The sequence below is a fragment of the Pseudomonas sp. BGI-2 genome, from assembly GCF_004310295.1.
GTDB lineage: Bacteria > Pseudomonadota > Gammaproteobacteria > Pseudomonadales > Pseudomonadaceae > Aquipseudomonas.
Map to the genome: position 1 here is coordinate 16380 of NZ_SISB01000060.1, position 11639 is coordinate 28018.

10 protein-coding genes and 1 rRNA gene are annotated in these 11639 nt (G+C 59.5%); 4 read left to right on the top strand and 7 right to left on the bottom strand.

Going from position 1 to position 11639, the window contains the following annotated elements; all coding sequences use genetic code 11:
- Nucleotides 1–6: 6 nt before the first annotated feature.
- Nucleotides 7–651, bottom strand: a complete 645-nt coding sequence (can, locus tag EYC95_RS28140; RefSeq protein WP_131063236.1) for a carbonate dehydratase — start codon at nt 649–651, stop codon at nt 7–9.
- Nucleotides 652–792: 141 nt separating this feature from the next.
- Here can and EYC95_RS28145 point away from each other — a divergent pair, with 141 nt between their 5' ends.
- Nucleotides 793–1194, top strand: a complete 402-nt coding sequence (locus EYC95_RS28145) for a serine kinase/phosphatase (RefSeq protein ID WP_131063237.1) — start codon at nt 793–795, stop codon at nt 1192–1194.
- A gap of 142 nt (nt 1195–1336) precedes the next feature.
- Here EYC95_RS28145 and rimI read toward each other — a convergent pair whose 3' ends face one another.
- Together rimI and EYC95_RS28155 are read right to left on the bottom strand one after the other, a co-directional pair.
- Nucleotides 1337–1789 (bottom strand): ribosomal protein S18-alanine N-acetyltransferase, encoded by a 453-nt coding sequence (gene rimI / locus EYC95_RS28150; protein ID WP_131063238.1) that lies wholly within the window; start codon nt 1787–1789, stop codon nt 1337–1339.
- Nucleotides 1782–2534, bottom strand: coding sequence for an energy transducer TonB (locus EYC95_RS28155; RefSeq protein WP_131063245.1), 753 nt, complete (start codon nt 2532–2534; stop codon nt 1782–1784). The genes rimI and EYC95_RS28155 overlap by 8 nt, the downstream gene beginning before the upstream one ends.
- A 219-nt stretch (nt 2535–2753) precedes the next feature.
- Here EYC95_RS28155 and mksB point away from each other — a divergent pair, with 219 nt between their 5' ends.
- From mksB to mksF, 3 genes are read left to right on the top strand one after another with little or no spacing between them, the layout of a single operon-like run.
- Nucleotides 2754–4031 carry an Mks condensin complex protein MksB gene (gene mksB / locus EYC95_RS28160; RefSeq protein ID WP_165557520.1) on the top strand — a complete coding sequence of 426 codons (1278 nt, stop codon included), beginning with the start codon at nt 2754–2756 and terminating at the stop codon, nt 4029–4031.
- The gene (mksE, locus tag EYC95_RS28165) at nt 4021–4722 is read left to right on the top strand and encodes an Mks condensin complex protein MksE (protein WP_077749032.1); all 702 of its coding nucleotides are present in this window, start codon (nt 4021–4023) and stop codon (nt 4720–4722) included. Before mksB ends, mksE begins: the two co-directional genes overlap by 11 nt.
- The gene (gene mksF / locus EYC95_RS28170) at nt 4719–7559 is read left to right on the top strand and encodes an Mks condensin complex protein MksF (RefSeq protein WP_131063240.1); all 2841 of its coding nucleotides are present in this window, start codon (nt 4719–4721) and stop codon (nt 7557–7559) included. Before mksE ends, mksF begins: the two co-directional genes overlap by 4 nt.
- A 209-nt stretch (nt 7560–7768) precedes the next feature.
- Here the strand turns inward: mksF and EYC95_RS28180 are convergent, their stop codons facing one another.
- The 4 genes from EYC95_RS28180 to rrf all read right to left on the bottom strand — a co-directional run bounded on the left by EYC95_RS28180 (nt 7769) and on the right by rrf (nt 11597).
- Nucleotides 7769–10072 (bottom strand): intermembrane transport protein PqiB, encoded by a 2304-nt coding sequence (locus tag EYC95_RS28180; protein WP_131063242.1) that lies wholly within the window; start codon nt 10070–10072, stop codon nt 7769–7771.
- Nucleotides 10065–10688, bottom strand: coding sequence for a paraquat-inducible protein A (locus EYC95_RS28185; protein WP_131063243.1), 624 nt, complete (start codon nt 10686–10688; stop codon nt 10065–10067). Before EYC95_RS28185 ends, EYC95_RS28180 begins: the two co-directional genes overlap by 8 nt.
- Nucleotides 10675–11334 (bottom strand): paraquat-inducible protein A, encoded by a 660-nt coding sequence (locus EYC95_RS28190; RefSeq protein ID WP_131063244.1) that lies wholly within the window; start codon nt 11332–11334, stop codon nt 10675–10677. Before EYC95_RS28190 ends, EYC95_RS28185 begins: the two co-directional genes overlap by 14 nt.
- A 147-nt stretch (nt 11335–11481) precedes the next feature.
- A 5S ribosomal RNA gene (gene rrf / locus EYC95_RS28195) occupies nt 11482–11597 on the bottom strand.
- Nucleotides 11598–11639: the final 42 nt, after the last annotated feature.

Sequence of the window (11639 nt, forward strand, 5' to 3'; positions counted from 1 at the left end):
ACGGCCTTACAGCGTTTCGACCGGACGCAGTCGGTACTGCGGCGGCAATTGCTCAAAACCGCTGATGGTCGTGTTCAGGCTTTTCCAGCGGCCGTCCTTGATGCCGTAGATGCAACCGTGGATCGACAGGTTCTGCCCGCGATGCCAGGCGTTTTGCACAATGCTGGTGTGGCCGACGTTGGCCACTTGCTGGATCACGTTGAGCTCGCAGAGACGGTCGACCCGTTCTTCTTCGGTCGGCAACTCGGCCAGTTCTTCGCGTTTTTCGTAGTACAGGTCACGGATCGAGCGCAGCCATCCGTCGATCAGGCCCAGCTGGCGATCCTGCATCGAAGCGCGCACGCCGCCGCAGCCGTAGTGGCCAGTGACGAGGATGTGTTTGACCTTGAGCACGTCGACTGCGTACTGAATCACCGACAGGCAATTGAGGTCAGTGTGCAGCACCACGTTGGCCACATTGCGGTGGACGAACAGGTCGCCGGGCAGCATGCCGACGATCTCGTTGGCGGGCACCCGGGCGTCGGAACAGCCTATCCACAAGTATTCCGGCGTCTGTTGGCGGGCCAGCTTGGAGAAGAAGTCCGGATCTTCCTGTTTGATCGCTTCAGCCCAGCGTTCGTTGTTATCAATCAGATCTTGTAATTCGTTCATGCTGTAAAGCCTCAAGAATGATGCGCTGGTTTGACAGACAACCGCCGGTCGGGGTCACGCGTTTGATGCAAATATGGCCGGTGGAATTCTCGGGAGCCCAGTGGGTCCACCCTAGTAAGGCCCACAGTATGAGGAATTGCCATGACTGATTCACGACGTCCGTACGATGCGGTTCAACCCGAGCCCATCGACGACAACGAAGACCGTATGGGATCTATAAATGAGCTGGATTTCGACGAGGAAGAACCCGCGAAAATCGGCGACGAACTGCCGCAAAACGAGCGCGAACGGCTGATGCCTCGGGATCGCGTGCGTGAAGCAGGCATGACGGGCGCCTCGACCGATGACCATGAGTCTACCGACGATGACATGAGCCCGGAAACATTGATCCGTGAAGATGGCGCGCGGGACGCTCACGAGGCGGGTGAAGGCAATCAGGCGGATTGGGATTTGAGTATTGTCGACGAAGACGATATTGGCGGGGGCAATGGCCTGGATGAAGAGGAACTGGCGCGGCGGGACCCGATGGATGGTAATCGTTAATCGTTGATGTCAGTCAGGAAGCCTTCGCGGGCAAGTCGGATCGCCGCACCGCTCGCTCCTACAGGATTGGTGACGTGCCCACTAATCCTGTAGGAGCGAGCGGTGCGGCGATCCGACTTGCCCGCGAAGCTTTTAAAAAGGCTCAGTCGACCAACGTGCAGGCCATGACCACAGCATCTTCCCGCCCACCCACCGCCGGGTAGTAATCCCGACGCCGCCCGATCTCGTTAAACCCATACCGCTCATACAACCGAAACGCGCCACGGTTACTGTCGCGCACTTCCAGGAAACACTCCCGCGCCTTGCTGCCATACGCCCGGGACATCAGATGCTCCAGCAGCGTCAAACCCAGGCCACGGCCCTGATTCTCCGGTTTGACGGTGATGTTCAGCAGATGCGCCTCATCAAGAATGATCTGCACCACACCATGACCGACCTGTTGCGAACCTTCGAACATCAGCCAGATCTGGTACTTGCCCAGCCCATCCAGAAAAATCCCGCGGGTCCAGGGATGGCTGTACGCCGCGTATTCGATTTTCAGTACAGCGTCGAGGTCCGCCTCGGTCATCGGGCGGAACGATAAAGCGTCACTCATTCGATTCTTTCCAGCGCGCCATCAGCCGACGCATGGCTTGCCAGACATCAGCCTTACGCTGTGGCTCTTCCATTAATAATTCCAGACCCGGCAGGGCCCAGACCGGGCCCAGGCCTTCGACCTGGAGTTCACGGTTGAAGGATTCGGCATTCGCCTCACCGGCGAAACGCACCGCCGGCAAGCCGATCAGCCACACGCAGACGCACGGCGCGTCTTCCAGTCGGGCCGAAAGGAACCCTTGCACGAAGTCCCGAGCGGCTTCCGGGCCTTGATCCATGTTGCCCCGGACCAACAGCGGCCAGCGCACCGGCTCGCCGATGATCTGCGGGCTGTCCGGCAGACCGGCGGCGCGCAGCATGTCCTTGAGCAGCAGATAGGCCGGATCTCGGGTCTGGAACGCTTCGCCTGTGGGTAACTCGACCAACAGCAGGCAACGACCGGCGCGCAGCAATTGCAGGGAGAAACGCGGCGGCGGCACAACCGGCGCCTTGGCCACGACCGGCGCGGCCTCTTCTTCGACCTTGGCGTTCGTGCGCGTGCTGGCCAACGAGGGGCGCGGCACCTCGATCTTGACCCGCTCCATCGGCGCTACAACCGGCGCAGCGGCAGCTTTGGCGGCAGGCTCAGGCGTAGAGGCCGGCACCACCGGCGCGACGACCAGCGGCTCCGGTATTTCCAGCAGCTCGGGCCGCGAGGGCGCGGCAAAGGGCAATTCGGTGCGCGGCAGCCAGTTGACCACCTGCATGGCGGTCAAATAGGCGCGGCGACGGGACTCGATTAGCAAAGGTCGGCCACTTGTGGATAACTAAAGTGCGCTGATTCTACCGCCCTTCGCTCAAGATCGCCCGCGCTTGATCGATACTCTTTCCCTTAGAAACAGCTACAGCCCGTCCCGAGAGTGAATCGCATCGGCCCCGATGCAGTACAATCGCGGCTTTTAATCGCCAACCAGCCGGCCATTCCGATGATCGAACCCAAGCGCGTCTTGCGCGCCCTCGCTGAACACTGGGCACTTCTGGAGCCACTGTGCGAGCACTTCGACCAAGGCACCTTGAGCCTCAACGAACTGCGCACGCAACTGGGCGCCCAGCAACTGGACAGTACGCCGCAGGACATCACCAGCCTGTTGGACGTGTGGATCCGCCTCGACATTCTGGTTCCCGTGGCGAAAAGCCCGAACCGTTTCGAGCTCAACGCGCAGATCCACGACTTCCTCGCTTACCTGCGCCGTGAGCACCGTCTGGGCCTGTGCCTGGAAATCGAAGCCTATTTGCGCCACCTCGAACGTCTGGCCGGTTACATTCAGGACGCCTTCGACATCCGTGACGGCCACGACCTGGCGCGCCAGTTGCGCCTGCTCGACATGCGCGTGCGCGACGTTTTGAAGAAACTCGCCAACGACGAACAGGCCCTGGTGGCCGTCGCCGAGCGGGCGAAGACCAGCGACCGGCAGATCCCGCTGCGTCAGCGTTACGCTGAAGTGCTCGCGACCTGGGACGAATACGTCGAGCCGATGATTCAGTTGGTGAACGCCGACGGCGCCTTCGAACAAGGCGTGCGCAAGGTCGAGAACGTCCTGCTGAAGATGCTCACCGAGCAACAGCGCCTCGGCCATCTGGTCGATGACGACATGCTGCTGCGCACCCACGCGCGCATTCTCGAAATGCAGACCAGCGCCCAGCTGACCCTACGTCATGCCCGCGAACTGCTGCTGCCGTTGCGTGAAGAAGCCCGACGCCATAACGCCGTGACCCGTGGCGCGGCGCTGGCCTTGTCGGCCATCCGTCGCAAAGGCATCGATGCGGTGCCGCAAGCCGCGATGCCGATGTTCACCCGGCCGCAAAGCACCTTCCTCGGCAGCGCCAGTCAGGTCGAAGCCTACGTGTACGCACTGGCTCGTTTCGAGCCGAAACCGGCGCGCTTCCCCAAGGCCCACAAGACGCAGAAAGGCGAAGCACCGCGCGCGCCACGCACCGTTCGCGAAATGCTCGAACGCTGCGAAGACGCCCTACCGATGCCGGACCTGATGACCTGGTTGCTGGAGCAGGAACCGGACGGCGCGACCGACGAATTGCTTTACTGGTTCTCGCGCCTGTCGCGGGAAAAACGCTTCAAACGCGAGCGTCTGGAACGCCGCGATTACCACACTCACGAGCACCAGGTCAGCCTGCGCTCCTTCGCCCTGCTCTCGGCCCGCGACACCGCCGCCGAGGATTCTGCGAGCATCCCCCATGCATCTTGATCTATCCGAACTGTCCCAGTTGGCACCGATCTTTCGCGAACTGTTCAAGGGTTACCACGTCAGCCGCCGCGATCCGGAGCTGTACGCGCAACTGTCGAACTTTCAGGACCAGTACCGCACGCTGTTCAGGGCGCTGGGCTATGAGTTGGTCTGCGACACCCGTGGTTTCTACTACTTTGTGCCGGACCTCGCTGCGGCGGCGGTGAACAAGACTGCGCAACGCCTGGCGCTGTTCACCTTTATCCTCGTCGAGCATCTGGCCGACCAGGGCCGCGACCCGGTCGCCGTGCTTGACGGCGGCAGCCTCGGTCGCGATGAATTGCCGTCGTTGCTGGAAAAGTACCGCGACCTGTTCATCCAGGCCGAAGTGCAGACCGTCGAAGAACTCGAAGAAAAAATCATGCGCCGCATGACTCAGCTCGGTTTTGCCGGCGAAGAAAACGGCATCTACCGTTTCCTACCGCCGATGCACCGCTTCCTTGATGTCTGCCTGTCGGTTCAGCAGGACCGCGATCTGGCGGCCAGCCTGCACAGCGTCTTGCCGCTGCCGGTTCCGGTGCTGATTGATGACGACAGCGATGAAAAACTGCTGCAAACCGATGACCCGCTGGATCTAAGCGACTTCGAAGAAGAAAGCGAAGAAGACGCCATGGCCCGCGCCATTGCCGAAGAACAGGAGACCGACGCATGAGCAAGGAACGCTACGGCATTCGCCGCTTTGCCCTTTTGAACACCGCCGGTTACAGCCTTGGCCTGTTTCCGCTGGAAGAACCGCTGTCGGTTTACGGCGCGAACAACCTCGGTAAATCCGCGTCGATCAACGCCTTGCAGTTCCCGATTCTGGCGCGCATGTCGGACATGAGTTTCGGCAAGTACAGCCTGGAACAATCCCGACGCTTCTACTTCGCTTCGGACACCAGTTACATCTTGGTCGAAGTCTCGCTGCCCCACGGTCCGCACGTGATCGGCGTGGTCGGTCGCGGCCCGGGCGGTGGTTTCGGTCACCAGTTCTTTGCCTATGCAGGCAAGCTGGACCTGGCGCATTACCAGAAGAACGACACCTGCCTGCGCCAGAAAGAGCTGTTCACCAACCTTGAGCGCGAAGGCCTGAAAGCCTACGAACTGAAGCCGGATGAACTGCGTCGTTTGCTGGTCGGCGGTCACACCTCGATCCCGCTGGACCTGACGCTGATCCCGTTGCGCTCCACCAGCGAGCAGAGCCTGAAGACCTTCCGCGCACTGTTCATCAATCTGCTGCACATGCGTGAAATCACCGCGGCCAAGCTCAAGCAGCTGTTTCTCGACGCCTTCGAACACAGCCTGCGTTCCGGCAGTGTCGATTACATCGCCGCGTGCGAAGAAGCATTCCGTGATGTACGACGCATGGAGCAGGACTACAACTCGCTGGTCACCGCCGGCCCGTTGGTTGAAGCCCTCGCGGCAGGCGTGACCCAGCGCAATATTCTGCGCGGCAAACTGCACCGGATCTCGCCGCTGCTCGATTCGTTGCTCGGCACCTGGTCGGACTACGCCAGTGCGCGCAAGGAAGAGTTGACGATTCAGGCCGAGCACTACCGCAACGAGCAAGACGCGCTGCAAAACGATCAGCGCGGCGGCACTCAGGAGCTGATGCGTCTGGAGCGGGAAATCACCGGCATCCAGCGCTGGCTCGGCGAGTTGTCGGTGCTCAAGCATCGTTTCGCTTTGGTCACTGACGTCAAAGTGCTGGAGCAGCAACTGCTCGCGGCCAAGGACGCGCACGATGAACTGGCCGGTGCGCTGGCCCAGTCGCGGCAGTTCAGTGCCGAAGACCTGGAAGAACGTCTGCGGGATCTGGAAAAACGCCTGAAGTCGGTGAAGCAGCAACTCGATCACGCCGACAACAACAGCTACGCCCGTCTGCGCGAAGAGTTCTCGCAACAGGACGTCGAGCGCCTGATGCGCCTGTTCAACAGCGCGCTGTTCAGCCTGCCGCTGGGCGAACATGGCATCACGCTGGATGAGGAGGGTCAGTGGGTTAAGTCCATGGAGCTGATCCTCGATGGCTTCAAAGGCGAGCGTTTCGAAGTGCCGGGGCTGTCTATCGACATCTCGCATATCGAGCCTCCAACGCTGCAAGCCCTGGCTGACCGCGCGGCGTTGCGCGATCAGAAAGAGCGTCTGGATAAAGAACTCAAGCAACTGAAAACTCAAGCTGCCGTGGCCGCTGACCGCGCTGCGAGCAAAACCCAGACCGAAGCGCTGTACCAGCAAGTGCTGGATGCGCAGAAAGCGTTGGAAGATTTCCGTCGCGCGCAAACCCTGAGTGCCGAGGAAGGCGACAAGCTGGAACAACTGGCGCAAATGGAAGCCGCTCAGGACGAGTTGAAGCGTTCCAGCGACGCCTTCACCGAACGTGTCCAGCAACTGTCGGCCAAGCTGCAACTGGTCGGCCGGCAGATCGGCGACATGGAAGCCAAACAACGCACCCTCGACGACGCCCTGCGCCGCCGTCAGCTGTTGCCGGCAGACCTGCCGTTCGGTACGCCGTTCATGGACCCGATCGACGACTCCATGGACAACCTCCTGCCGCTGCTCAACGACTATCAGGACAGCTGGCAGGGTTTACAGCGCAGCGATGGCCAGATCGAAGCGCTGTACGCTCAGGTCCGCCTCAAAGGCGTGGCCAAGTTCGACAGCGAAGACGATATGGAGCGTCGCCTGCAACTGCTGATCAACGCGTATGCGCACCGCACCGACGAAGCCCTGACCCTCGGCAAGGCACGTCGTGCGGCGGTCACCGACATCGCCCGGACCCTGCGTAACATCCGCAGCGACTACGACAGCCTCGAGCATCAGTTGGCGCTGTTCAACCGCGAGATCAACAAGCGTCAGGTCTCCAACCTGCAGAGCTTCCGCATCGTGCTCGCGCCGAACAAGGAAGCGCTCAAGCACATCGACCAGATCATCCACAGCGCCGGCCAGTACGAAGAAGGCGAAACCCTCTCCGTGTTCGACCTGAGCCAAAGCGCCGATCAGGACAACAAGAACGAAGAAGCCAAGGAATACCTGGCGCGTCTGGTGGCGGCGAACCACAACCAGCTCGGCCTCAAGGACTTGTTCGAACTGGCGTTCGAGATCACTAAGGTCAACGGTCAACCGGTGATCCACACCGACATCGACGGCGCAGCCTCCAACGGCACGACGATGACGATCAAGGCGCTGACCAACATGTACTTGTTGCTGCACTTGATGGACCGCGACCAGGCCGGTCGCGTGCGCCTGCCGTACTACCTCGACGAGGCGGCGGACATCGACGAAAAGAACCAGGCAGCGCTGCTGGAAACCAGCTTGCAGCTGGGCTTCGTGCCGATCCTGGCGAGTGTGAAGCCGCAGGTCTGCGCCAGTGTGGCGATTGACCTGGAAGGTGGCAGCGGGCCGAACGGTATCTACATCGACGAGGCGGACTGGAAGTACATCCGTCGTCACGATGAGGTGAAGGCTGTGGTTAACATTGAAGCGGATGAGCCGGAGCTGGATGCGGTTTGATTTGACTTAATCCAGGGCAATAAAAAAGGCCGCGATCCAAATGGATCGCGGCCTTTTTATTGGGTGTTTTTTTTTGAAGTTTGCATTGAGTTTGAGGGCCTCTTCGCGAGCAAGCCCGCTCCCACATAGGTTCTGCGCCGTGCACAAATCCAGTGTGGGAGCGGGCTTGCTCGCGAAGGCGTCATCACAGACGCCCAATCAACTTCCCGCTATTTACCGAGCGATATCTTCGGCGCCCAAGTCAGCCACTCATCCTCAAACTTGTCGAACAGCGGGAAGGTTTGCTCAGGCCGCGCCGGGCTGCCCATGCGATCACCGTCCGGCGTAGCGAAGGCGATGCCGCCCTGTATCAGTGTTTCCAGGGATTCAGTGCGTACCGTCGCGCCTTTGAACAAGCCGTAGTCGAAACCAAAACCGCTGGTGTTCCAGAAACGCGTGCCGCTGCGCACCAATGGCGCGTACTTCGGCTCGATCAGAATGTGGACCAGCACACGATCAGCGGTCTGGCCCAATTCATAACCCGTCACTTTGCCCACGGTGACCTCGCGATACGTCACCGGCACTCCGGTCTTCAGCGAACCACGACGAGCAGCGCTCAGGACCAGACTCAAACCGGCTTCTTGCTTGGCCGACTCCGGAGGGGTGGCCAGGGCGACGAAGTTCTTCTGCGGACCAAGGTTCTTCGGTGCCGGCTGCACTTCGATGTATTGGCCGGTGACCAGCGTTTCGAGGTTCGAGGTCTTGATCAGACCCAGCTCGGGTTTGACCACCCAGAACTGACTGCCGACCCGGGCAATGCGCTCCGGAACTTCGGTGATTCGTGCGGTGAGCATTACCGATTGCAGGTCATCACTGAGGTCGACATCTTCGATCTTGCCGACATCCAGGCCTTTGAATCTCACGGGGGTGCCGCTGCGCAAGCCATCGGCACGGTCAACCTTGATCGTAACCACGGTGCCTTTCTGATTGGCCTCCTCATGGTTGGCGAACAGGCGGAAACGTGGGATGCGCTTCTGCAGCGGCGCTTTGGCTTGCGGGGTTTCAAAAGCGATACCGCCGGCCATCAGGCTTTGCAGCGACTCGCTTTTGACCTGTATTCCGCCGGTCAGTCCGCCCGTGAGCGTAATGCCGCTGGCATTCCAGAAGCGTGTCGACGCATTGACCAGCCCTTCGTACTCCTTCTCGATGTGGACACCGATCACCAGTTGCTTCTTCTTCTTGGAGAACTGATAGCTCTGGACCGAACCGACCTTGACCTGTTTGTAGAGAATCGGACTGCCGACTTCCAGTGAACCCAGGTTTTCGGTGAAAAGCACCAGGTGCAGGCCGGGCGAACGCAGGTCCAGCGGCGGCGCCTTGGGCCTGGCCACGAACTCACGTTGTGGTGCAGCCCCTTTGTCGCCCGGTCGCACGGCGATGTAGTTACCTTTAACCAACGCTTCCAGTCCGGTGATGCCGGCGAGCGAAATCGACGGTTTGACCACCCAGAACTGCGTGCCTTCGACCAGATAATCTTCGGCCAGTGGATCAAGGGTCAATTCGGCTGTGGCGGCATTCAGGTCCGCATCAACCTTCAGCGCTTTCAGGTTGCCGACCTGAATGCCTTTGTACATGACCGGCGTGCGGCCGGCCTGCAGGCCTTCGAAATCGCTCAGTTTGACCTTGATCCGGATTCCGGCAGCGGCTGCGTCGAAGTCCTCGTACAGACGGAACGGCAGGCTCGGATCAGTGGGCGGACTGTCCTTGCGGTTCTCCGGCGTGGCGAACGCGATACCACCAGCGACGATGCTGGCAAGGGATTCGCTGCGTACTTTCACACCGGACAGGTTGGCGTCGATGCTGATGCCGCTGGCGTTCCAGAAACGTGTGTGTTTGCGCACCAGATTGGCGTAGGTCGGCTCGATGAAGACTTTGAGTTCGACAGTGCTTTGGTCTTGCGACAGCAAGTAGCTTTTGACCTGGCCGACTTTGATCTGCTTATAGAACACCGGGCTACCGCGATTCAGCGACCCGAGTCGATCAGCCTTTATCGTCAGGTGCAGACCGGGTTGAGCGTCCGACAGTGGGGGCTCTTCGGCCAGTGCCTTGAACTTGCGAGTGGGTTCGCCTTCGCCAGGGCTGACGGCTACATAGTTACCCGACACGAGGGTTTCCAGCCCGGTGATACCGGCCAGAGTCACGCTCGGTTTGACCAGCCAGAAGCGCGTGCTGGTCTTGAGGTATTGCTCAACGTCCTTGTTCATCTCAATGGTGGCGATCACGCCTTTTGAGCTGCCTTCGTCATCGAGCTTGAGGGTTTTCACCTTGCCGACAGACATTCCTTTGTAGACCACTTCAGTCTTGTTGGCCTGAATGCCTTCACCGCTTTCGAAACGCACCTGAATCTCGATGCCGGTTTCGCTGTAGGCACGCCAGCCGAGCCAGCCACCGATGATCAGGGCAATCAGGGGCAACACCCAGATGGCAGACCAGTTCGAGGCCGGTCGGGTTTTAGCTGTAGGCAAATCAGTCATGGTCGTCGTCCGACTCCGTGTTATCCCAAATCAGTCGGGGATCGAAAGTAACTGCGGCAAGCATTGTCAGAATCACCACACTGGCGAAAGCGATGGCGCCAAGATTGGCTTCGACGCTGGCAAGCCGTCCGAAATTCACGACCGCCACCAGGATGGCGATCACAAAGATGTCCAGCATCGACCAGCGGCCGATGAACTCGATAAAGCGGTACATCCAGATTCGTTGGCGTGCAGAGAGTGGCTGGCGGCGTTGTACTGAAAACAGCAGCAGCGCGATGCCCACGAGCTTGAACGTTGGTACCACGATACTGGCGATAAAAACCACGGCAGCGATGGGTATCATGCCGTGCTGAACCAGTTGGATAACACCGGACATGATGGTGCTCGGATCGCCTTGCCCCAGTGAGCTGACGGTCATGATCGGCAGTACGTTGGCCGGGATGTACAGAATCGCTGCGGTGACCAGCAACGCCCAGGTACGCACCAGACTGTTTGGGCGACGGGCGTGCACCAGCGCACCGCAACGGGTGCAGGTCTGCTCGTCAGTGTCAGCTTCCTGCTTGTTCAATTCATGACATTCGGTACAAATCAGAATGCCTGCATCAATCGCCCGCATGGGCATCCTCTCCTGACAAAGCCTGCCAGATCTGATGAGGTGACATCACAACCTCCAACCAGACCTGGACCAGCAACAAACTGATAAAGCATGCCAAACCAAGACCTACGGTAATGGCTGCCATATCTGCCAGTTTTACGATCGCCACCAGTACGCCCATGAGGTAAACCTCGAGCATTCCCCAGTCGCGTAGATGGTGATAAATACGGTAGAGCAGCAAGCCATAGCTACGTCCGATATCAAAGCGGATGCTCAACAGCACGGCCAACTGGCAGAGCAGCTTGAGCAGCGGAATTCCCATGCTGCACAGGAACACAATCACCGAGACGCCTTGCATGCCGGTATCGAACAGACCGACAACGCCGGTCCAGACAGTGTCTCGCGACGATTGCCCGAGTAGATTGAGCTGCATGATGGGTAAAAAGTTCGCCGGGATATACAACAACAGAGCGGCGATGACCAATGCGAGACTGCGCTGCACCACGTTGTGCCGATGGGCATAGAGCTCGTAACCGCAGCGCGGACACAGGGCTTTCTCGCCATGGGCGAGTTCGGGCTTGCGCATCAGCAAGTCACACTCATGGCACGCCACCAAATCGTCCAGCGGTAATTCTGACAGCCCAGGGGCGTCAACCGGATCTGGCATAAGGGCTCTGGCTCCGAAAAAGTTGGACCTATTCTAGTGTCATGAGTCGAAAATAACTGTGCAAATTTGTGTTGTAACTGTAGGAACACTTTCTTGCGGGAAAAACAAAACCCCAACTGCTTTCGCAATTGGGGTTTCGGAATTTAATCTTGACGATGACCTACTCTCACATGGGGAAACCCCACACTACCATCGGCGATGCATCGTTTCACTGCTGAGTTCGGGATGGGATCAGGTGGTTCCAATGCTCTATGGTCGTCAAGAAATTCGGTAGCCAGGTCGTGGGCCTTTTCAGGTTCACGCTC

Excerpts from the sequence above, each read along its gene's own strand:
- can (WP_131063236.1), bottom strand. The coding sequence starts at position 651 with ATGAACGAATTACAAGATCTGATTGATAACAACGAACGCTGGGCTGAA.
- EYC95_RS28145 (WP_131063237.1), top strand. The coding sequence starts at position 793 with ATGACTGATTCACGACGTCCGTACGATGCGGTTCAACCCGAGCCCATC.
- rimI (WP_131063238.1), bottom strand. The coding sequence starts at position 1,789 with ATGAGTGACGCTTTATCGTTCCGCCCGATGACCGAGGCGGACCTCGAC.
- EYC95_RS28155 (WP_131063245.1), bottom strand. The coding sequence starts at position 2,534 with ATGCAGGTGGTCAACTGGCTGCCGCGCACCGAATTGCCCTTTGCCGCG.
- mksB (WP_165557520.1), top strand. The coding sequence starts at position 2,754 with ATGATCGAACCCAAGCGCGTCTTGCGCGCCCTCGCTGAACACTGGGCA.
- mksE (WP_077749032.1), top strand. The coding sequence starts at position 4,021 with ATGCATCTTGATCTATCCGAACTGTCCCAGTTGGCACCGATCTTTCGC.
- mksF (WP_131063240.1), top strand. The coding sequence starts at position 4,719 with ATGAGCAAGGAACGCTACGGCATTCGCCGCTTTGCCCTTTTGAACACC.
- EYC95_RS28180 (WP_131063242.1), bottom strand. The coding sequence starts at position 10,072 with ATGACTGATTTGCCTACAGCTAAAACCCGACCGGCCTCGAACTGGTCT.
- EYC95_RS28185 (WP_131063243.1), bottom strand. The coding sequence starts at position 10,688 with ATGCGGGCGATTGATGCAGGCATTCTGATTTGTACCGAATGTCATGAA.
- EYC95_RS28190 (WP_131063244.1), bottom strand. The coding sequence starts at position 11,334 with ATGCCAGATCCGGTTGACGCCCCTGGGCTGTCAGAATTACCGCTGGAC.